The 20,642-nt window shown below is 69.6% G+C and carries 17 protein-coding genes; 9 read left to right on the top strand and 8 right to left on the bottom strand.

Going from position 1 to position 20,642, the window contains the following annotated elements; all coding sequences use genetic code 11:
- Positions 1-48: 48 nt before the first annotated feature.
- On the top strand, positions 49-591 hold the full coding sequence (locus AB0H88_RS30180) for a TetR/AcrR family transcriptional regulator C-terminal domain-containing protein (RefSeq protein ID WP_357650301.1): 543 nt from the start codon (positions 49-51) through the stop codon (positions 589-591).
- 172 nt (positions 592-763) lie between these two features.
- On the top strand, positions 764-1,234 hold the full coding sequence (locus tag AB0H88_RS30175; RefSeq protein ID WP_357650299.1) for a VOC family protein: 471 nt from the start codon (positions 764-766) through the stop codon (positions 1,232-1,234).
- An 84-nt stretch (positions 1,235-1,318) separates the two neighbouring features.
- Here the strand turns inward: AB0H88_RS30175 and AB0H88_RS30170 are convergent, their stop codons facing one another.
- Positions 1,319-2,068: a TetR/AcrR family transcriptional regulator gene (locus tag AB0H88_RS30170; protein ID WP_357650297.1), complete on the bottom strand. Its 750-nt coding sequence runs from the start codon at positions 2,066-2,068 to the stop codon at positions 1,319-1,321.
- An 82-nt stretch (positions 2,069-2,150) separates the two neighbouring features.
- Here AB0H88_RS30170 and AB0H88_RS30165 point away from each other — a divergent pair, with 82 nt between their 5' ends.
- Together AB0H88_RS30165 and AB0H88_RS30160 are read left to right on the top strand one after the other, a co-directional pair.
- A complete protein-coding gene (locus tag AB0H88_RS30165) occupies positions 2,151-3,002 on the top strand; it encodes an NAD-dependent protein deacetylase (protein WP_357650294.1) in 852 nt (283 codons plus the stop codon).
- A gap of 109 nt (positions 3,003-3,111) precedes the next feature.
- Positions 3,112-4,350, top strand: coding sequence for a cytochrome P450 (locus tag AB0H88_RS30160; RefSeq protein ID WP_357650292.1), 1,239 nt, complete (start codon positions 3,112-3,114; stop codon positions 4,348-4,350).
- 16 nt (positions 4,351-4,366) lie between these two features.
- Here the strand turns inward: AB0H88_RS30160 and AB0H88_RS30155 are convergent, their stop codons facing one another.
- Positions 4,367-4,780, bottom strand: a complete 414-nt coding sequence (locus tag AB0H88_RS30155; RefSeq protein WP_357650289.1) for an organic hydroperoxide resistance protein — start codon at positions 4,778-4,780, stop codon at positions 4,367-4,369.
- Positions 4,781-4,859: 79 nt separating this feature from the next.
- On the opposite strand from AB0H88_RS30155, the gene AB0H88_RS30150 reads away from it, so the two are divergent.
- Entirely contained in the window at positions 4,860-5,291 is a 432-nt protein-coding gene (locus AB0H88_RS30150; protein ID WP_357650287.1) for a MarR family transcriptional regulator, read from the top strand.
- 94 nt (positions 5,292-5,385) lie between these two features.
- Entirely contained in the window at positions 5,386-6,612 is a 1,227-nt protein-coding gene (locus AB0H88_RS30145) for an MFS transporter (protein WP_357650284.1), read from the top strand.
- Between the two features lie 100 nt (positions 6,613-6,712).
- Here the strand turns inward: AB0H88_RS30145 and AB0H88_RS30140 are convergent, their stop codons facing one another.
- Positions 6,713-10,066, bottom strand: coding sequence for a S8 family serine peptidase (locus AB0H88_RS30140; RefSeq protein WP_357650282.1), 3,354 nt, complete (start codon positions 10,064-10,066; stop codon positions 6,713-6,715).
- Positions 10,067-10,156: 90 nt separating this feature from the next.
- Here AB0H88_RS30140 and AB0H88_RS30135 point away from each other — a divergent pair, with 90 nt between their 5' ends.
- Positions 10,157-11,188: a hypothetical protein gene (locus AB0H88_RS30135; protein ID WP_357650279.1), complete on the top strand. Its 1,032-nt coding sequence runs from the start codon at positions 10,157-10,159 to the stop codon at positions 11,186-11,188.
- Between the two features lie 49 nt (positions 11,189-11,237).
- Here AB0H88_RS30135 and AB0H88_RS30130 read toward each other — a convergent pair whose 3' ends face one another.
- From AB0H88_RS30130 to AB0H88_RS30110, 5 genes are all read right to left on the bottom strand, one after another.
- On the bottom strand, positions 11,238-12,407 hold the full coding sequence (locus tag AB0H88_RS30130; RefSeq protein WP_357650277.1) for an MFS transporter: 1,170 nt from the start codon (positions 12,405-12,407) through the stop codon (positions 11,238-11,240).
- A gap of 75 nt (positions 12,408-12,482) precedes the next feature.
- Complete coding sequence (locus AB0H88_RS30125; RefSeq protein WP_357650275.1) at positions 12,483-13,067, bottom strand: TetR/AcrR family transcriptional regulator; 585 nt, start codon at positions 13,065-13,067, stop codon at positions 12,483-12,485.
- A gap of 32 nt (positions 13,068-13,099) precedes the next feature.
- On the bottom strand, positions 13,100-15,577 hold the full coding sequence (locus AB0H88_RS30120) for a glycoside hydrolase family 2 TIM barrel-domain containing protein (protein ID WP_357650273.1): 2,478 nt from the start codon (positions 15,575-15,577) through the stop codon (positions 13,100-13,102).
- 33 nt (positions 15,578-15,610) lie between these two features.
- The gene (locus AB0H88_RS30115; RefSeq protein WP_357650271.1) at positions 15,611-15,952 is read right to left on the bottom strand and encodes a hypothetical protein; all 342 of its coding nucleotides are present in this window, start codon (positions 15,950-15,952) and stop codon (positions 15,611-15,613) included.
- Positions 15,921-16,982, bottom strand: coding sequence for a LacI family DNA-binding transcriptional regulator (locus AB0H88_RS30110; RefSeq protein ID WP_357650268.1), 1,062 nt, complete (start codon positions 16,980-16,982; stop codon positions 15,921-15,923). The genes AB0H88_RS30115 and AB0H88_RS30110 overlap by 32 nt, the downstream gene beginning before the upstream one ends.
- 267 nt (positions 16,983-17,249) lie before the next feature.
- Between AB0H88_RS30110 and AB0H88_RS30105 the strand changes: the two genes are divergently transcribed.
- Together AB0H88_RS30105 and AB0H88_RS30100 are read left to right on the top strand one after the other, a co-directional pair.
- Complete coding sequence (locus AB0H88_RS30105; protein ID WP_357650266.1) at positions 17,250-18,476, top strand: family 1 glycosylhydrolase; 1,227 nt, start codon at positions 17,250-17,252, stop codon at positions 18,474-18,476.
- A gap of 7 nt (positions 18,477-18,483) precedes the next feature.
- The gene (locus tag AB0H88_RS30100) at positions 18,484-20,625 is read left to right on the top strand and encodes a hypothetical protein (protein WP_357650264.1); all 2,142 of its coding nucleotides are present in this window, start codon (positions 18,484-18,486) and stop codon (positions 20,623-20,625) included.
- Positions 20,626-20,642 lie beyond the last annotated feature (17 nt).

Here is a 20,642-nt window from a genome sequence, read left to right as displayed (position 1 = left end):
TGTTCACGTACGGGAGGCCGCATTGTCAACCACGACTTGGAGGATTCGATGAGTCAGCGACGCGCCCAGGTGCTTCAGGCGGCGATCGAGCTGCTCGACGAGGTCGGCCTGGACGGTGTCACCATGCGGCTCCTGGCGAGCCGGCTCGGCGTGCGAGCAGGCGCGCTGTACCGGCATTACCCGAGCAAGCAGGCTCTGCTGGACGCCATGGTCGCGCACCTGGTCGTCCCGCCGGGCGAGGCCGTGCCGCCGCTCGACGGGCCCTGGGACGAGCGGCTGCGCGGCCTGGCGATCGGCACGCGGGAGCTCATGCTGGCCCACCGCGACGGCGCCCGCCTCATGTCCACCTTCCAGAACCCGGGCAGCGAGGCCGTCGCCTTCTACCACGACCTCATCGCCACCCTGGCCGCCGCGGGCGTTCCCGCGGACACGGCCGCCGCCGCCGTGGACACCGTCATGGCCTACGTCAACGGCTACACGACCGAGGAACAGGCCCGCTCGATCGCCACCCAGCCCAGAGAACTCCGCGACCGCTCCTTCCGCGCCGGCCTCGAACTGATCATCGCCGGAGTCCGGGCATCTCTGCCCTGAGCTGCCCCCGGAGGCCATGAGCTGGCCCCTGGAGCTGCGACGACACGTTCGCCCGACATCAGGGAAAAATTTCGCTCCGCCGTGTCGATCCGCCGTCGACGCGTTCGACGCGTTGGTGACAGGACAGCACGGGACTCACCGTTCCGGACTCCCGCACTCGGAGGAGCGCACCATGCAGAAGATCACCACGTACCTGTGGTTCGACAACCAGGCCGAAGAGGCGGCCGAGTTCTACACCTCGCTGTTCGAGGACTCGCGGATCCTGGAGGTGCAGCGCTACGGCGACGCCGGCCCAGGTCCGGCGGGGACGGCCATGATGGTGTCGTTCGAGCTGGCGGGCCAGCGGTTCCTCGCGCTGAACGGTGGCCCGGAGTTCACCTTCACCGAGGCGATCTCGCTGTACGTCGACTGCGCCTCGCAGGAAGAGGTCGACCAGCTGTGGGCCAAGCTCACCGAGGGCGGCGCGGAATCGCAGTGCGGCTGGCTGAAGGACAGGTGGGGCCTGTCCTGGCAGATCGTCCCCAAGGCGCTGCCCGAGCTGCTGGGCAACCCCGACCCGGCCAAGGCGCAGCAGGTCATGAAGGCCATGCTGGGCATGCGGAAGATCGACATCAAGGCCCTGGAAGAGGCCGCCCGCCTCTGAGCGCCGCCCGCCTCTGAGCGCCGCCCGGGCTCAGGGCGCCGTCCGGGCTCAGGGCGTCGCCCAGGCTCAGGGCGTCTGCGGGGCTCAGGGCGTCGGTGGGCGGAGCACCTGGTCCAGGCCGAGTGGGGTGGCCGGTGGCAGGGGGTCGGCGCCTTCGGCGCGGAACGCCTGGAGCAGGAAGGCCACCAGCCGCCGGGACGCGGCCAGCGCCGCCTCGGGCGAGTCGGTCACGATGCCGCTGTTGGCCATGAGGAGGAGCGTGAGGTCGTCCTGGACGAAGTCGGCCCGCAGCCGCCCGGCCTCCTTGGCCCGCCGCGCCAGCTCGGCGAACCCCCGCTCGGCACATTCGCGTTCACGCTCGAAGGCGATCGCGTCCGGGAACGCCGAGAGGAACGCCGCGGTGAATCCCCGGTCGACGGCCTGCATGGCGCACACCTTCTCGATGACGGTGCGGAAGCCGCGCCACGGGTCGGGGTCGGCGAGCGCGTCGTCGACGACCTTCGCGCACGCGTGGAGGTCGTCGGCGAACACCTCCACGACCAGCGACTCCTTCGTGGGAAAGCGACGGTAGAGGGTGGCGATCCCGACGCCGGAGCGCCGGGCGATCTCGACCATCGGCACGTCCAGTCCGAGCGTGGCGAAGGTCTCGCGAGCGGCCTCGAGGATGCGGTTGCGGTTGTGCAAAGCATCGGCACGCAACCCAGGCGCTTCGGCGGGCGACTCGGGCCCTTCGGCGGGCAGCCCGGGCCCTTCGGCGGGCGGCCCGGGGACTTCGGCGGGCAGCCTGGGTGCTTCGGCGGCCGCGCACGACATCTGAGACGGCTCGGTGGACATGCCTCTCACTTTAGCCCAACCGGAGTGTCCTTTCCGGTTACCGGAATACGGCACGTCGCGGCGCGTCGGGCACCATAGTGCTGTGACCGAAAGTGTGGGAACCCGCGGCAGCGCGCTCGGCCGTTCTTCGCTCGCCTCGCTGATCGAGTTGGTGGCCGGCGGGGGCGTGGTGGTGCTCAGCGGGGCAGGACTGTCGACCGAATCGGGAATCCCGGACTACCGGGGACCCACAGGTCGTGCCCGGAAGGCCGAGCCCATGACGTACCAGCGCTTCGTCGGCAGCGCCGAGGCGCGGCAACGATACTGGGCGCGCAGCCACGCCGGCTGGCGGCAGATCGGCCTGGCCAGACCCAACGCCGGGCATCGCGCCGTGGCCGAGCTGGAACAGCGCGGGCTGATCGAGACCATCGTCACGCAGAACGTGGACGGCCTGCACCAGGCGGCCGGAGCGCGGCGGGTGATCGAGTTGCACGGCGGGCTCGACCGGGTCGTGTGCCTGTCCTGCCGCGAGCGAACCCGCCGCACCGAGCTGGAGAGCCGCCTGCGATCGGCCAATCCCGGCTGGGAGGCCAGCGGGCAGATCAACCCCGACGGCGACACCGTACTCTCCGACGACCAGGTCGAAGGGTTTCAGGTGGTGGACTGCGCGGCCTGCGGCGGGCTTCTCAAGCCCGACGTGGTGTTCTTCGGGGAGAACGTACCCAGGACCCGGGTGGATGAGTGTTTCGCACGCGTCGCGGCGGCGCGGGCACTCCTGATCCTCGGATCGTCGCTGACCGTACGGTCCGGCCTTCGGTTCGTCAGCAAGGCCGCCGAGCTCGGCATTCCGATCGCCATCGTGAACCAGGGGCCGACCGGCGGAGACGCCCAAGCCGTACTCACCCTGGACGCACCCCTCGGGGCGACCCTGACCCACCTCACCGACCGGCTCTGAACGCGACCGGTAAGTGTTGTGGACCTTGCGGTGACATCTAACTCGTCTTTTCCGGATCTTGCTCATCGCGGACAGTTGGGAGGACATTTCACTTTTTGGAGGCCTCTCAGTGACTACCTCTCCTCTGCGGCTCCCGGTTCCCGGTGAGCGGGCGTCCAGCACGATTCACCGCTTTCGGGATGAGCACGGGCCGGTGGTTCAAATCGAGCTCCCGGGCAAGGTCAAAGCGTGGATCGTGACCTCGTACGACATGGTGAACGAGGTCCTCGCCAACGACGACACGCTCTTCAGCAAGAACGCCCGAAACTGCCCCGCGCTGAACGACGGCACCATCCCTCCTGACTGGCCGCTGCGGCAGGTCGTCGAGGGCGATCACCTGCTGACCCACGACGGGGCGGACCACCGGCGGCTGCGGGGCCTCATCAACCGGGCCTTCACCCCGGCACGCGTGCAGGGTCTCGCCGCGCGCATCCAGGAGATGACGGACGAACTCCTCGACCAGCTGCCCGACGGCGGCGAGGTGGTGGACCTCGTCCGTCATTTCACCGAGCCGTTGCCGGTCAATGTGATCTGCGAGCTGTTCGGTGTGCCAGAGGAGGAGCGCTACCAGATCCGCGAGTGGACGAATGTGCTCCTGTCCCACACCGCCACCCCGGACGAAGCCGGCGCTGCCGGGGCCGGCCTGCTCGCCTACCTGGGCAAGTTCATTGACCGCAAGCGCGGCGATACGGCTGACGATCTCACCACCGGGCTCATCCGGGCGCAGGAGGACGACGGGGACCGGCTGACCGACAGCGAGATGGTGGGGATCCTGTGGCTGGTGCTGATCGCCGGTCACGAGACCACCGTGCACCTGCTCGCCAACACGGTCATCGCCTTGTGCGCGGACCGGGACCAGCTCACCCTGGCAGGTACGCGGGACGCCTGGGCGCAGGTGGTCGAGGAGGCGTTACGCAGCCGGAACTCGGTGATCAACGTCATGTTCCGCTACCCGCTGAAGGACGTGCGCCTCGGCGAGGTGACGATCCCGGCCGGGGATCCGATCGTGGTCGGGATCGCCGGCACAGGGACGGATCCGGTCAGATTCGGCGGGGACGCCGGGCGGTTCGACATCGCGCGCGGCCAGGAGACGCATCTGGGGTTCGGCCGCGGGCCGCACTTCTGCCTGGGCGCGCCGCTGGCCAGGCTGGAGGCCCGCATCGCGCTGTCCTCGCTGTTCGGCAGGTTCCCCGAGCTGCGCCTGGCAGTCGGGGAGGACCAGATCGTCTACACCGCGTCGTTCATCACCGAAGGACCGGTGGTGCTGCCAGTGGTACTCGGGCCCGCCAAGGACGGAGGTCGCCGGTGAGGAGGTGGGGCAGGACCTATTCGATGACGAGGGCGACCGGGATGTTGCCGCGGGTGGCGTTGGAGTAGGGGCACACCTGGTGCGTGGCCTCCACCAGGGCGCGGCCGGTCTCGCCCTGCAGGTGGTCGGGGAGCTCCACGCGGAGCGCGACCTCCAGGGTGAAGCCGCCGTCGCCGTTGGGGGCCAGGCCCACTTCGGCGGTGACCGACGCCTGCTCGGCCTCCACCTTCATGCGCTTGGCCACCAGCGCGAGGGCGCTGGCGAAGCAGGCGGCGTAGCCCGCGGCGAAGAGCTGTTCGGGGTTGGTGCCGGCGCCGGCGCCGCCCAGCTCCTTCGGCGGGGACAGCGTGACGTCCAGGCGCCCGTCGGAGGAGACGGCGCGGCCCTCGCGGCCCGTCGCGGTGGCTATGGCGGTGTAGAGAGTGCTCATGATCGCTCCTTATTGGTTGCGTCCAACTTGATTGTGCACAATTTAATTGCTTGCCGTCAACCCCGGGTATGCTGGGGTCATGAACGCGTTGCTGCTGGAGAACCAGGTGTGCTTCGCCGTGCACGCCGCGTCCCGCGCGCTCGACGGCTTCTACCGGCGCGAGCTGGCGGAGCTGGGGCTGACCTATCCGCAATACCTGGTGATGCTGGTGCTGTGGGAGCGGGAGCCGGTGACGGTCAAGGAGCTGGGAGTGGCGTTGCGGCTCGACTCCGGCACCCTGTCACCGCTGCTCAAGCGGCTGGAGGCGGCCGGGCTCGTGCGACGGGAACGCAATGCCGACGACGAACGCTCCGTGGTGGTGCGGCTGACCGGGGCGGGCGCGGAGTTGCGGCAGTCGGCCTTGCGGGTGCCCGAGCACGTGCTCGGCGCCACCGGGCTGCGGATGAGCGAGCTGGCCGACCTGCAGCGTACGCTCGGCCGAATGACCCAAGCCCTGACCGACGCCACCTGAGGTTCACCTCTCCGGACGAATCGTCGAACGGTCCCGAGCACCGCCGGCTGGTCTGTATGAAGAATGCGGAACGCCCGCACCGCCGGAGGTCGCCTTGGGAAGTACGAACACGCTCGACGTCAGGAAGACCGCCACCCTCACCGTCGGCCTGCTCATGGGAGTCTGGGTCGTCGACTACATCGACCGGGTGATGATGGCGGTCGCACTGCCGTTCATCGGGGCGGAGTTCGCGCTCACCAAGACCGAACAGGGCACGCTGATCACCGTGTTCGCCCTGGTCTACCTGCTGTGCCAGATCCCCGGCGGGCTGCTGGCCGACCGGGTCGGGGCGCGCAGGCTGCTCGTCGTCTCGCTCATGCTGTGGTCGGCGTTCACCGCGCTGACCGGCCTGGCGTGGGGGCTGGGCGCGTTGCTGGTGATCCGGGCGCTGTTCGGCGTGGGGCAGGGGATCTTCCCCGGCGCGTCCTTCAAGGCGCTGTCCGAGCGGACCACGCCCGCCCGGCGGGCCACGGCGGCGGGCACGATGCTGGCCGCCACCCAGCTGGGCGCGGGCCTGGCGCCGCTGGTCGTGGCGCCGCTGCTGCTGGCGTTCGGGTGGCGGCCCACGTTCTGGGTGACGGCGGCCGCGGGCGTGGCGATCGGGCTGCTGCTGTGGGCGCTGCTCCCCCCGCCCCTGCCCGCCGAGCTGAACGGCTCCGGCGACCTGTCCCGCTCCGCTCCCCCGCCCACGTCCGTGCTGCGGGCACCGGCGGTGTGGAAGTTCGCGGCGCTGTTCTGCGCGACCAACATGCTCGGGTACGGGATGATCACCTGGGTGCCCAGCTACCTGCTGGAGGCGCGCGGCGTCTCCCTGCTGAACACGGGCCTGTACGCGGCCATCCCCGGGCTGGTGATGACCGTGACCATCGTCCTCGGCGGCTGGCTGTTCGACCGCTACTTTCACGACCGGGGCCGGCTCTACGTCATCCCGCTGCTGCTCTGCACCGCCGTGCTGTTGGTGCTGATGCTGCGCGCGGAGACGGCGGCCGGGTTCACGCTGTTCCAGACGCTGGCCATGGCGGTGGCCGGGCTGTCGATGATGGGGATCCTCGGCATGCCGGTACGCGCGCTGCCGCCCGCGGTGATCGGCTCGGGAATGGGGGTGGTCAACGTCGGCGGGCAGGTGGCGGGCGTCCTCGCGCCGGTGCTGATGGGCTGGCTGGTCGACCATTACTCCTATGCGGCCGCGTTCGGGCTGCTGATCGGCACCACGGTGCTGGGCGCGCTGATCGCGGTGGTCGTGCCGCAGCGGGTCGACCAGTTCCACCTGGAGCCCGCGTGACGGTGACGTTCCGCCTGGAGCCCGCGCGGCCAAGACACGGACACGGACACGCAGGCGCCCCGCCGCGCCTTGTCCAGGCGGGGCGGGGCGTCCGCGCGGGCTACTTGATCTTGTAGGCCCTGGTGATGGTCTCGGCGAAGCCGTTGCCGCCGGTGTCGACGGCCTTGACGCGCAGCGAGGCGAACTTGCCGCGCGCGCTGATCGGGTGCCAGGTCTCGGCGGCCCAGGCGCCCTGGGCCGACGGGTGCACCAGCGTGGGCAACCAGGTGCGGCCGTCGTCGTAGGAGATCTCCACGGTGAGCGTACGCAGCCTCAGATCGGGCGAGCCGTCCTGACGCTGGACGCGCAGCGGGATGCGCGCGAGCCCGGCCGCGGCCCGGTTGCGATCGTCCAGCTCCGGATTGATCTTGAGAGTCAGCAGCGGCAGCACCTGCCGCTTGCCCGGCTGGGGGGTCTTCGAGCTGAATGTCCACTCGGCGCTGACCCGCGTGGACACCTGGGTCTGGGCCGGCACGCGCTCGGCCGTCATGGTCAGCCGGTACTCGCTCTCCTTCGTCTCCGCCGGCGCGTCGACCGTGCCGGGCAGGTAGTCGGCGGCGTAGATCTCCTTGCCGTTCCGGTAGAGCCGGGCCTGCGGAGCGGCGTACTCGCCGTAGGAGATGCGATCGGACGTACCGTCCTCGAACAGGCCGGCCGCGAACTGCAGTGTGTTCTCCTCTCGCCAGGTGTAGTCGCCGCGGGGGTTGAGCGCGGCGGCGAAGACGCCGGTGTTCCACTGGTCGTCGGTCTTCTTGCCGGCGCGGTAGAGGGTGGTCTTTCCGAAGAAGAACTGGTCGGTGTCGTTCCAGCCGTCCGGCGGCGTCCGGTACTGGATGAAGGAGGGATACCAGCCGGTGTCACCTGGCGTGTAGTACTCGGTCCGGTGGAACGGGAGCGGGAAGCGGGACACCTGGCCATACGGCGTCCAGGCCAGCTCGGTCCCGTACAGCACGGGCAGGGCGAAGTGCTCGCCGAACTTGACGTCGTTCTGCGTGGCATAGGTGGAGTCGACCTCGGCGAGGTCGCGGCGGCGCGGGCGGTAGCCGGGGTCGGCGGGGATCCGCGGCTCGGCCTTCATCAGGTGGTAGAAGTACGGGCTGTCGTCGTAGCCGCCGTCGCCTTTCGGCTTGGCCCACTGGGTCCAGCGGTAGAAGGCGAACTTCTTGCTCACCGTACGCGTCGTCGGGATGGCCTTGATGCCCTCGACGCGGTCCGCGCCCCACATGCCGGCCAGATCGACGTCCACGCCGAGGGGCTGCCCGCTGTCGATGAGCTGGAGCATGCCGAGCATGCCGATGGCCAGCCGCGCGGTCGGCTCCTCCGTACGCACGTCCACCGGCTTGGCCTTGCGGGCGTCGGCGGTGACCGTACGGTCGGCGTCGAGGGTGAACTCCGGATCGGAGGACATCACCAGAGTGCCGTCATTGTCGAACATGAGGCCGACGACGGTGTAGCGGTGGCCCCGGTCCAGCCTGAGGTCCAGCGTGCCGCCGGAGATGTCGTAGTTGCGCTGCTCCTCGGTGTCGAGGTCGATCAGCCCGGCGAAGGCGTTCTGGACGGGCTGCCCGTCCGTGCCGGTGTAGCGCAGCTTGAGCGCGCGCTTCTCCGGCGCGACCCGCATGCCGATGCCGGTGCGTAGGGAGACATCGGCGTTCGCGGCGATGACCGTACCGCTGAACAGGCCGGTCGGGCCCGCCGTGGCGGTCACCTTGACCTGGGCGGTGCCGTGCGCGGGCACCTCCAGCGTCGTGGCGCCGAGCTTGAACGGCGTCACCGCCGCGCCCTTGTCGTCCTTGGCGAGCACGCTCAGGTTGAGCTGGACGGCGGCTTCGCCGTCGTTGCGGTAGGTGAGCGTCTTCTCCTTGGGCGCGGGGCTGGGCAGCTCGATGTCGCCCATGCTCAGCGCGGCGGGCTCGGCGGTGACCTGCTGGGTGACGGCGCGGGCGACGTCGACGCGGCCGGAGCCCTGGACGTAGGCCCCCAGCTCGTCGCCGGGCGCGGTGGAGGCCATCAGGGCGGCCTTGATCTGGGCGGCCTTCCAGTCGGGGTGCTGCCCGGCGACGATCGCGGCCGCTCCGGCCACGTGCGGCGTCGCCATGGACGTACCGCTCAGCGCCGTGTAGGAGTCGTCGACCGGGAAGCCGGCGGAGGTGCCCGCGGCCCGCGCGGCGACGATGTCCACGCCCGGCGCGATCAGGTCGGGCTTGACCGCGGCGTCGCTCGCGCGCGGGCCGGTGCTGCTGAACTGCGCCACCGTGTCGTCGTCGCGGTAGGAGGCGCCGACCGACAGCGCGCTGTCGGCGGTGCTCGGCGAGCCGACCGTCTGCGGACCGTCGTTGCCCGAGGCGATGACGAACAGCGTGCCGTACTTCTCCGACAGGCTGTTGACGGCCTGTTCCACCGGGTCGTCGCCGGGAGAGTCGGGCTCCCCGAGACTGAGGTTGGCGACCCGGGCGCCGTTCTCCGCCGCCCAGGTCATGGCCTCGATGATGGCCGAGTCCGGGCAGTCCCCGCTCTGCACGCAGACCTTGCCGATCAGCAGCTTGGCGCCGGGGGCGACGCCCTTGTACCGGCCGTCCGAAGCGGCGCCGGATCCGGCGATCGTGGACGCGACGTGGGTGCCGTGACCGTTGAGGTCGCGGACGTCGGGCTCGGAGGTGAAGTTCTCCGCCTTGGCGACCAGGCCCTGGAGGTCGGGATGCCCAGGGTCGTAGCCGGTGTCGATCACCGCGACTGTGACGTCCTTGCCGGTGTGACCGGCCGCCCACGCCTTGGGCGCGCCGATGTGCGGGACGCTGACGTCGAGGGACAGCTTGGCCTTGCCGTCCAACCAGACCTTCGCGGGCGCGGCCGCCGCCCTGGCCTGCGCGGTCAGGGACTTCCAGAGCGTGCCGGCCGCGGCGCGGGGCTCGCTCTGGGCGATCCCGTTGATCGCGGGCAGCGGGCGCCCGCCCGCGGCGCGCAGCGTGGCGGCGGCGGTCTGGTCCGGGTACGTCACGATGAGCGGGAGCGCTGAGCTGGTGGCGTCGTCGTAGCCGAGGGCGGCGAGCCGGGTGACGTTGAACAGCCGGGGGTCCAGCCGGCCCGCGGCCAGCAGCGGTATCGCGTCGACGGGGACGATGCTGAGCCCGTCCTTGGCCCGGCGGTGGACGAAGTTGATCTTCTCCCGGCCGGGGCCGGACTGGACGTCCAGCTGGGTCCGCTTGTCGGGGAGCGTACGGAGGGTGACCTTGTCGCCGGTGATGAGGGTGATGGTCTTGGGCGGGCCGGCCTTCGCGGCGGGCTGGGCCGCGGTCGGGGTCGCAGCGGGGGTCGGGGTGGCCGACGGAGCGGGCGTCGGTGCGGCCTGGGCCGGAGCGGCGGCCGCTATCAGGGCCGTGATCACGACACCCAGGAGCGCGGTTCTCTGAAGCACCTCCGCTTTCTAATTCTTTGTGACTTTTGATGACAAGGTGATTTAAGTGGCCTATTGCGGCAACTGCCGGAAGTGGCCAAGATCATGGGCATGTTTGAGGACAGCCGGGCGCTCGAGGTCGTGGGAATCAGCGCGTTCGACGAGCGGATCTACCGGGGGGTCCTGGCCTGCCCCGGCATCACGGTGCAGGAGCTGGTCATGCGGAGCGGGGAGGGCGCCGGACGCATCCAGGCGTCGCTGAGCAGGCTCCGCGCCAAGGGCCTGGTCAGCCGTCTGTGGGGCCGCTCGCCACGGTGGACGGTGACGAACCCGGGGACCGCGATCCGCTCGCTGGTGCGCGGCCTGCAGAGCGAGCTGGACCAGCTCACCGACACGGCCGACGAGCTGGAGGCGGCCTTCCGCACCGTCGGCCAGGACCCGGAGGAGGGCGGCCAGTTCGAGGTCCTCGCGGGTCCCGAGGAGCAGGCCCGCTGGTACGTCCGGCTGCAGCAGGAGGCCAAGGAGGAGGTGCTGACCTTCGACTGTCCCCCGTACGTGCTGGACTATCACAACCCGCTGCAGACCGACCTGCTGCGCAGCGGCGTCCGTTACCGGACCATCTACGTGCCTGAGGCGTTCGACCACGCGGGGGCGCTCCACGAGGTGGGCAGCCTGATCAAGGCGGGCGAGGAGGCGCGGGTCCTGCCCCGGCTGCCGTTCAAGATGGCGATCGTCGACCGGTGGCGGGCGGTCATGCCGATGCACATGGACCCGCCGCTGACCCGCGGCGTGCTGATCAGCGGCTCCACCATGGTGGTGGCCCTGGTGGAGCTGTTCGAGCGCCTGTGGCGGGAGGCGCTGCCGGTCCGCCCCGAGCTGTGGCACGACACGCCCACGACACCGGAGCCCGCCGGCAAGACGACGGAGTCCGCCGACGGGGGGCCGGACGCGGCGGAGCTCGGCCCCGAGGATCGCCGGCTCCTGGCGCTGCTCGCGGCCGGGCTCAAGGACGACGCCATCGCCCGCCAGCTCGGCACCAGCCCGCGCAGCCTGCGACGCCGCCTGCGTCACCTCCTGGACCAGCTGAACGCCGAGACCCGCTTCCAGGCCGGCGCCCAGGCCAGCCGCCGCGACCTCGTGTGACCCGCGCCCCGGCCAGCCGCCGCGATCTTGTGTGACCCGCGTCCGAAGGTCAGACCCGTTCGGCGGTGCGGACCCCGCCGCTCGACCGGTCCCGGAACCACGCGTAGCAGCTCACGACGATTCCGGCCACGGTGACGGCGGCGCCGACGAGGTACAGGGACCGCAGCTCGAACCCGCCGTCGATGACCCGGCCGCCCAGCCAGGCGGCGAAGGCCGCGGCCAGTTGGTAGGCGGACGCGTTCACCGCCATGGCCAGTGTCGGTGCCGCGGACGCGGTGGTCAGGACCCGGGTCTGCATGCCGGGAATGACGGAGAAGCCCAGCGCGCCGATCACGAAGACCAGCACCGCGGTGATCGCCATGCCGCCGCTGACCGCCCACATCAGCACCAGCGTCGCCGCGAGGACGGCGAGCAGACTGAGCTGTGCGGGCATCAGCGCCCGGTCGGACAGCCAGCCGCCGGCGAAGTTGCCCACCGCGGCGCCGACGCCGTACACCAGCAGCAGAACGGCGATCGCGTCCGCGGCGAATCCGGTGACGCCGGTGAGCAGCGGCGCGAAATAGGTGAACACGATGAGCAACCCCGCGTTGCCGACCGCCGTGACCGCGATGGCGCGCCGCACCTCACGGCCGCGCAGCACCCGGAGCTCGGCCAGCGCGGAAGTGCCGGGTGTGGCGTTCCGGACATCCGGTACGAAGCGCAACACCAGCAGCAACCCGAGCACGCAGCACATGGCGATGGTGACGAAGGTGGACCGCCAACCGAAGCCGTTGCCGATGAATGTGCCGATGGGCGCGCCGAGGATCATCGACAGGTTCATGCCGAAAACGAGCTTGGACACGGTGGACGCCTGCTTGCCCGGCGGAGCGGTCGAGGCCGCGATGACGATCGCGTTGGCGAAGAAGGTGGAGGTCACCAGCGCGGTGATGATCCGGGCCGCGAAGAGCACGGCGTACGTCGGCGCGATCGCCGAGGCGAGGTTCCCGACGATCACCACCGCGAGAAGGACGAGGATGAGCGGCCTGCGGTCGAAGCGCGCGGTGAGCGCCGTCAGCACCGGACCGCCGATGATCATCCCGATGGCATAGGCCGTCACCAGCAGCCCGGCCGCCGGAATCGACACGGCCAGATCATCGGCGATGTCCGGCAGGATGCCCGCGATCACGAACTCGCCGGTCGTGATGCCGAACACGCACAGCATGAGGGAGAGGACAGGCACGCAGTTCACCTCTAATAGTTGACTGATCAGTACAAAAAAGGGGCAGCACGATACGAGCGCCGCCGGCCGAGGGGGTCACAGAGCCGCGAGCGCCCCCTCCATGACATCCAGCAGGGCGTTCCTGTCGTCGGTCACCTTCGCGAGCACCCGCAGGCCGTAGTACGCGCTCTGGAACGTCCGCGCCACCTGGAGCGGCGCCCGGTCGGCGGGCAGCTCGCCCGTGCGCTGGCCGAGCGTCACCAGGTGGCAGATCGCCTGCTCCAGGTCCGCGAACTGCCGTCGCACCAGCGCCGCGACCGCCTCGGTCCGCCCGCTCGGCTCGGTGGCGGCGTTCAGCGCCAGGCAGCCGCGGCGGCCGGGGTCGGCCATATCGGCCTCGATGACGCCCAGCATCAACTCCCGCAGCCGCTCCCGCACCGACCCCGCTTCCGGGTCGGCCAGTATCGCCAGCTGGGCGTCGGCCCGGGTCGCGGCGTAGCGGCGAATCGCCTCCTCGTACAGGCGGTGTTTGCTGCCGAACGCGTTGTACAGGCTGCCGCGGCCGAGCCCGGTGCGGTCGCACAGGTCCTGGGTGGTGGCCGCCTCGTAGCCCTTCTCCCAGAACACCTCCATCGCGGCGTCCACCACGGCGTGATCGCTGAACTCCCGAGGTCTGCCCATGGATCGAAGCTAGCGGATTCTGTACAGATCAGTCAAGAATTAGGAGCGACCCGAGCACCCGGCTCGGGCAAGCCGAATGAGGGCATCAATCGTGGTCGCCGGTCCGGCTTTTCGACCGTGACCAGTACTTCGACGGGGGCGCAGTCTGGGGCGTCGGCGGTCAAGCGAATGTCGCCGGGTGCGGTCGGCTTCACCACGGCGAGCGCGCGGCCCTGGTAGGTGTGGCGCACGGTCGCGTCGAACCGTTCCGTGTTCGACGGGTCGGCGCTGCCGAAGCCGATCAGCATTCCGTCGCCGGAGACTTCCACTCGCACGGGCCGGTCGGCTGCGGTGTGCATCGTCCCGGCCGCATCAACCAGGGTGAAGGTGATGTAGGCGAGGTCGCCGACGTCAGCCGTGATAACCGGTCGGTCGGGTGTGGCCCGCAGCACAACGGGGGCGGTCGCGGTGCGCAGGATGTCGCGGCCGGATTCGACGCCGGCGCGGTAGGCGATCGCGAGCAGTTCGCCTGGTTCGTAGGTGATCTCGAATTCGGTGCGGAAGCGGTGCTGTTCGCCGACCGACTGGCGTCCGAGGGAGCGGCCGTTGAGCAGGAGTTCGACCTCGTCCGCGGCGCTGTATACCTCGACGATGATCGGGGCGCTTTCGTGGCCTGGCCACGTCCAGCCGGCGATGGCGTCACTCCAGGCCCAACGGCTGCTCATGACGGTCTTGCCATGGTGCTGCGGTCGCTGGACCGCGAGGTAGGGCTGGACGCGCAGGCCGAAAACGATCTCCCGGTAGTAGGAGGCGGGAAGACGGTGGCCGGTGATGTCGAGATCGCCGCAGCCGGCCAGCAGGTAGGGATACGGCGCGGTGAACGTGGGGTGTGGCGTGTCCGTTGTGGAGTACTGCGGCCGGCCGATACCGACCTCCCCCAGATAGTCCCAGCCGGTCCAGGTGAAATCGCCGATGACATGGCCGTGCTGCTTGACCAGTCGCCAATTGTCGTCAATACGGGCGGGGAAGGTCTCAGTGCCGAGGATGATCCGGTTCGGGAACAGCGTGCGGTCGGTCGCGTAGCGGATTTCCGAGTAGTTCATCCCGGCCACGTCGAGCACACTGTAGGACTCGGCGGTGCGGGTGGTCACCAGTTCGGAGCCGGCGACGGCGTTGACGTCGAACCCGCTGTCGGCCATCAAGGTGTTGATACCCGAATTTTCAGATCGCAGGGCGGCGAGATCGGGCAGCAGAGCCAGCAAGTTGTTGATCGCATTGGTGAGGAAGCGGGTGTCGTCCAGCGCACGAACCTTTTCGGCGAGTCTGCGGCCCCACATGGCCCCAGTGGCTGAGCCGGTTTCGGGGATCTCGTTGCCGAGGGAGTAGAAGACGACGCTGGGATGGTTGTGGTCCTTGGCCACCATCGCCTCGATATCGCGTTCCCACCATTCCGGGAAGTTGAGGCTGTAGTCGAACGGGTTCTTGCCCCAGGTCCACATATCGAACGCCTCGTCCACCACCAGCATGCCGAGACGGTCGCAGGCGTCGAGCATCGCGGTGCTCATGGGGTGGTGGGACATGCGGATCGCATTGAAACCCGCGTTTTTGAGCAGCCGCACGCGGCGCTCCTCGGCTTGGGCGAACGTCGCGGCGCCCAGCGGTCCGTTGTCGTGGTGCACGCAGGCGCCACGCAGCTTGATCGTCTCGCCGTTGATCCGCAACCCGTGCTCGGGATCCAAGCGCAAGGACCGGATGCCGAAGTCGACCTCCACGGCGTCGATGTCCGCTACGGACACCGCGCACGTGTACAGTGCGGGCGAGTCCGGGCTCCACAGTGAGGGGTCGCGGACGTAGAGACGCCGGCGAGCGATGACCGGTTCGCGGGGCTGTACCGTTATCGGCGCGGTGTCGGATGCGACGACGGTTCCCGCGGCATCGCGGATCTCGGTGACCAGTTCGACCGTGCGGATGTCGATCGAGTCGTTCTCGATCGTGGTCGCGACCTCCACCACCGCGCGTTCGGTGTCGATGTCCGGCGTGGTGAGGTGAACGCCGTCCGGGCTGATGCGGACTACCTCGCCGACGAGCAGCCAGGTGTCGCGGTAGATGCCCGCGCCGGAGTACCACCGCGAGTCCTGATGGGTCCGGCACTCCACCCGGACCTCGTTGTTCTCGCCGAAGCGCAGGAACCGGTCGGCGTCGATGAAGAACCGCGAATATCCGTACGGGCGCTGCCCGGCGTAGTTTCCGTTGAGGAACACCGTCGCGTCCCGGTAGACGCCCTCGAACTCCAGCATGACCCGCTTGCCCCGGTGCTCCTCGGGTGCGAAGAACGTCTTGCGGTACTCGTACGCCCCACCGGGGAAATAACCGGTGGCCGCGCCGTCCATGGTGGCCGCGCGGTCGCGGGTGATCATCGCGTCGTGTGGCACCGTCACCGGCTCGAACGGGACCGCGCTTCCGGCCAGTTCGGCAAAGGGATTGACCTTCGGACGGAACTGCCAGTTGTCGTTGAACGATGCGCGGATCATATAGCTCCCTCGGGGTTGAGAGTTTCCTGGAGATCAGAAGGCCACACAGAGCGGATCCCTCTCGCTCGCTAGCTTCGACTCCTCGATGATCAGCCGGGCGCCGGGCGGATCCACGGCGGTGCGCTCGTCGGGCGGCGCCGTCGCCGCGCCGTTCGCCACGGTGACGGACTCCGTCAGACCGAGCAGGTCGAGCAGGAGATCGATCTCCTCGCGGGACTCTTCCATGGCGCGCCGCGTGCGCCGGGTGCCGAAATGGACCGGGATCAGCCCGCGCGTGTCGAAAGTCGGCGACAACAACCCGGGGACGATGGCGAACTGGTCGTCCGCCTCGTTCTTGGCGTCGCTATTGATGATCACTCTGCGTTGGCGCATCATGGCCTTTCCTTGCATAAATATGCGGTGCCGCACAATCTTCCGTGCCGCGGGGAGAGGCGGTGGAGCGCCGCACGACCAGGCTCGGGATGACCGAGAAGTGCACCGCCGACGTGCGGCCTTCGATGCGCTCGAGCAGCAGCCGCCCGGCCGTGCGGCCCATGACTACTCCGTCCTGGTTGACGGTGGTCAGCGCGATGTGGGGATGGGCGGCCAGCCGGGTGTTGTCGTAGCCGGCCACGGAGACGTCGCCCGGGACGGACAGGCCGGCCTCGTGCAACGCGGCCAGGACGCCCAGAGCCGCCTCGTCGGAACCGGCGAAGATCGCGGTGGGGCGCGAAGAGCGGCTCAGCAACTCGCGGGCGCCGCGGTAACCGCCTTCCTCGGAGTAGGAGGTCGCGGCAACGGCGACCTCGTCGGCGAACCCATGATCACGCATCACGCGCTCGTAGGTTTCCGCTCTGATGTGCGGCATCTGGTCGGCCAGTCGGCCGTGCTCCTGCTGGAAGGTGATGTGCGCGATGCGACGGTGGCCGAGCGCGATCAGGTGTTCCATGACGAGCTCGGAGCCGATCCGGTCGTCGTCGACGATCGAGTCGTAGGCCGGCGAGCGGTCATGCCTGCCGAGCACCAGGGTGGGGATCTCGCGTGCCACCTGCTCCAGCTGGGTGCGGCCGACCAATGGAGCGATCATGAGGATGCCGTCCACCTGCCGGTCTGTCAGAGCGTCCAGGGCACGTTTCTCGGTCTTGTCGTGGGTGCCGCCGTGAATCATGATCGCCTGATAGTCGGACTCGGTGAGCTGCTCCACCAGGCCGGTCACGATCTCGGCGTAGAACGGGATCCCGATGTGCCGCATGAGCACGCCGATGGTGAACGCCCGCCCGCGCAGCGCTCGCGCGGCCGCCTGAGGGCGATAGCCCAACTCGTCGATGGCCCGCTTGACGCGCTCTCGCATGGCCTCGCTGACCCCATAGTCGTTGCGGATGACCTTGGAGACCGCCGCCTTGGAGACTCCGGCGTGTTTCGCCACGTCGGAAATGGTCACTCGTCGTCGTCGCGCGGGCGCGACCATGGGCATCCCTTCTCGTCGAACCGGGTCCTGTCTGATTCACGGTGCCGAGATCATCGCGAACGTAGACCGGTCTATGCAAGATAGCGGAAGATCGAAAACCTTCCCGCTTTGGCTAGTAGTAACGCCGTAGACCGGTACACATTTTTCCCTTGACCTTCTCGCGGCGTTGCGGCTACGTTGACTCGCATTCGGGGCCCGCCCCGACGACCCCCGACGCACCGACACATGATCGAGAGACGCATGCACACCTTCCCCGACGGCTTCCTCTGGGGCGCGGCGACCGCACCACACCAGGTCGAGGGCGACAACGTCAACAGCGACTTCTGGGCGCAGGAGGAGCGCATGCCAGGAGCGGATCGCAGCGGCGACGCACTCGACAGCTACCACCGATACTCCGAGGACATCCGGCTCGTCGCGCAATCGGGCCTGAACACCTACCGCTTCGGCATCGAGTGGGCGCGCATCGAGCCGGTCCCCGGGAGGGTGTCCCGGGCGGCGCTCGCCCACTACCGGCGCATGATCGACGAATGTCTCGCCGCGGGCGTCACCCCGTTCGTGACGATCCACCACTTCACCTCGCCGAGGTGGTTCGCCGAGGAGGGCGGCTGGCGCGGCGAACGGGCCGTGGACCGCTTCCGCGCCTACGTCGAGACGGCCACCTCGATCCTCGACGGCGTCGAGTGGGTCTGCACCGTCAACGAGCCCAACATGCTCGCGATCATGGTGCGCGAGGCGGAGGCGACGCTCGACCCCGGCTCGGGTCTGGGGTGGCTGAGCCCCACGCTGGAGGCGGACACGCCCCGGCCGGTGAAGCCGGCTCCGCCGGTGGAGATCGGACGCCGTCTCATCGAGGCCCACCACACGGCCCGGGAGGTGCTGCGGGAGCGCACGGACGCTCGGGTGGGATGGTCGGTCGCGAGCCGCGCGTTCGAGACCCGCCCCGGTGCGGAGGAGGTGCGCCGGCAGCTGGAGTACATCTGGGAGGACTTCTACCTCGAGGCGGCGCGCGACGACGACTTCATCGGGGTGCAGGCCTACTCGGCGCAGTGGGTGGGGCTGGACGGTATCGAACCGCACCCCGTGCGCCCGGACAACACCCTCGTGCGTACGGCGTACCGCCCTGACGCCCTCGGCATCGCCGTCCGGCACACCGCCGACATGCTGCCCGACGTCCCGATCGTCGTCACCGAGAACGGCATCGCGACAGGCGACGACTCCCGGCGCGTCGCCTACACGAGCGCCGCGCTCGCCGCGCTGTCCGAAGCGATGGAAGACGGCGTGGATGTGCGGGGCTACATCCACTGGAGCCTGCTCGACAACTACGAATGGGGCCACTGGGACCCGACGTTCGGCCTCGTCGCCGTCGAGCGGGAGACGTTCGAGCGCCGGCCCAAGCCGAGCCTCGCGTGGCTGGGCGGCGTCGCCAAGGCCAACGCGCTCCAAGAGAGGTAAGGCGACGATGCCCGAGGCAATCGACCGGCGCCAACTCGTGCGACAACACAACCCCGTGCTGACGTCCGCGCACCCCGCCGACGTCCTCACGGTCGGCAACGGTGACATCGCGCTCACGGTCGACATCTCCGGACTGCAGACGTTCCCGTCCTTCCACGAGCTTGTCCCCGACCCGCACCGCGTCGTTCGCGATGGTCTGTCCGGTCTGCCGGAGCAGTACCCGCGGGTGTTCGACGCCGACGACTTCCAGATCCCGCTGCGCACCCAGTCGACCTGGGGCTGGTACGAGACGCGCACCGACCGGGAGCTCCGGCTCGAGGACGCGACCACCCTGTACGAGACGTCCCGCGGCCCGGTGCCCTACCTCGACCGCATGGGTCTCCAGCGGGCCGGCGACCCCATCGCCGACGAGTTCGCCACGGGCGCGTGGTACCACTTCAATCCCCGCCGCGCTCACCTCGGCCGCCTCGCTCTGGTCCGCCCCGACGGGACGGGGCTCGACGATCCCGCCACGTTGACCGACGTCCGTACCGAGCTCGACCTGTGGACGGGATCGGTCCAGGCCGAGTACGTCCTCGACGGCGAGCGCGTCCGCGTCACCACCGTCGCCGACCCACGGGATCACCGCTTCGCGGTGCGGGTCGAGTCCGGCCTTCTGCTCCGTGGGTGGGGCGTCGCCTGGGTGTTCGACGAACAGCCGGACGACCTGGCCGCCTTCGAACTCCCGCTCGCGCAGGAGACGGTCTGGGACCGGCAGACGGTGCGCCACTGGAACGCACGGCGCACGGTGGAGAGGCTGACCTACGACGTAAGCGTGCACACCACCGGCGGCCTGCGGCAGGAGGCCGAGTCCGTCGTCGCGCACGCGGACGCCGCCGTTCTCGAGGTCGTGGTGAGCCTGGCGCTGGGCCGTCAACAGGACGAGCCCGACTTCTCCGCCGTCCTCGACTCCGCGCAGGACTGGTGGGCGGAGCACTGGAGCGCCGGCGCCGCGGTCAGCCTCGCCGGCAGCACGGACGAGCGCGCTCCGGAACTCGAACGCCGCATCGTCCTCTCGCAGTACCTCCTGGCCGTCAACAGCGCGGGCGCCACGCCTCCCGCGGAGTCCGGCCTGACGTACAACACCTGGTCGGGGAAGTTCCACCTCGAGATGCACTGGTGGCACGCGGCGCACTTCCCGATGTGGGGACGGGGGCACCTGCTGGAGCGCGGCCTGGGCTGGTACCACAGCGCGCTGGAGGCGGCGAAAGCGACCGCCCACCGGCAGGGGTACCGCGGAGCCCGCTGGCCGAAACAGACCGATCCGTCCGCGCGCGAGTCGCCGAGCAACATCGGCGTCTTCCTCCTGTGGCAGCAGCCGCACGTGATCTACCTGCTGGAGTTGCTGCGAGGCGAGGGGCGAGACGAGGCGTTCCTGCGCGGCCACTACCCGCTTGTCGAGGCGACCGCCGACTTCATGGCCGACTTCGCCGAGGAACGCGACGGATCGTTCGGGTTGCCGCCCCCGCTCATCCCCGCGCAGGAGAGCTACCTCGTCGACCGGGCGACGACCACCGATCCGACCTTCGAGCTGGCGTACTGGTCGTGGGCGCTCGGCGTGGCGAACGAGTGGCGAACTCGGCTCGGTCTCGAACCGAGCGCGGAGTGGGACCGCGTGGCGCGGAACATGAGCCGGCCCGCGTTGCTGCCCGACGGCACATACGCCGCGATCGCGACTCCCCCACTGCTCATCCGGAAGGATCACCCGTCCATGCTCATGGCGTTGGGGTGGCTACCGGATACCGGCCTCGTGGACCCGGCCACGATGTCCGCGACGCTCGACTCCGTATGGGAGCACTGGGACCTGCAGTCCAGCTGGGGTTGGGACTACCCCGTCATGGCGATGACCGCGGCCCGCCTCGGCGACGTCGGCCGTGCGATCGACGCTCTTCTGCTCCCATCGCCCAAGAACGTGTTCCTGCCCAACGGACACAATCCGCAAATGCCAGGATTTCTCACGATTTATCTGCCGACGAACGGCGGACTGCTGGCCGCGATGGCACACATCGCCACGGCGGTGGACCAGGGGGCGGAACCTCCCGACGGTTGGCTGATCACCTCAGAAGGACTGGGCGCGCTCACCCCGCCCTGGCGCCATGTCCGCACCTGAATAGCTGTTCATGCACA

Source organism: Nonomuraea sp. NPDC050680 (assembly GCF_040654555.1).
GTDB lineage: Bacteria > Actinomycetota > Actinomycetes > Streptosporangiales > Streptosporangiaceae > Nonomuraea.
Note: the sequence above shows the minus strand (reverse complement) of the source record. Positions and strands in the feature narration are given on the sequence as shown.

Bases quoted from the DNA above. Each gene is read 5' to 3' on its own strand.
- AB0H88_RS30170 (WP_357650297.1), bottom strand. From the start codon at position 2,068: ATGTCCACCGAGCCGTCTCAGATGTCGTGCGCGGCCGCCGAAGCACCC.
- AB0H88_RS30150 (WP_357650287.1), top strand. From the start codon at position 4,860: ATGAACGCGTTGCTGCTGGAGAACCAGGTGTGCTTCGCCGTGCACGCC.
- AB0H88_RS30180 (WP_357650301.1), top strand. From the start codon at position 49: ATGAGTCAGCGACGCGCCCAGGTGCTTCAGGCGGCGATCGAGCTGCTC.
- AB0H88_RS30120 (WP_357650273.1), bottom strand. From the start codon at position 15,577: ATGATCCGCGCATCGTTCAACGACAACTGGCAGTTCCGTCCGAAGGTC.
- AB0H88_RS30115 (WP_357650271.1), bottom strand. From the start codon at position 15,952: ATGATGCGCCAACGCAGAGTGATCATCAATAGCGACGCCAAGAACGAG.
- AB0H88_RS30175 (WP_357650299.1), top strand. From the start codon at position 764: ATGCAGAAGATCACCACGTACCTGTGGTTCGACAACCAGGCCGAAGAG.
- AB0H88_RS30100 (WP_357650264.1), top strand. From the start codon at position 18,484: ATGCCCGAGGCAATCGACCGGCGCCAACTCGTGCGACAACACAACCCC.
- AB0H88_RS30105 (WP_357650266.1), top strand. From the start codon at position 17,250: ATGATCGAGAGACGCATGCACACCTTCCCCGACGGCTTCCTCTGGGGC.
- AB0H88_RS30155 (WP_357650289.1), bottom strand. From the start codon at position 4,780: ATGAGCACTCTCTACACCGCCATAGCCACCGCGACGGGCCGCGAGGGC.
- AB0H88_RS30135 (WP_357650279.1), top strand. From the start codon at position 10,157: ATGTTTGAGGACAGCCGGGCGCTCGAGGTCGTGGGAATCAGCGCGTTC.
- AB0H88_RS30125 (WP_357650275.1), bottom strand. From the start codon at position 13,067: ATGGGCAGACCTCGGGAGTTCAGCGATCACGCCGTGGTGGACGCCGCG.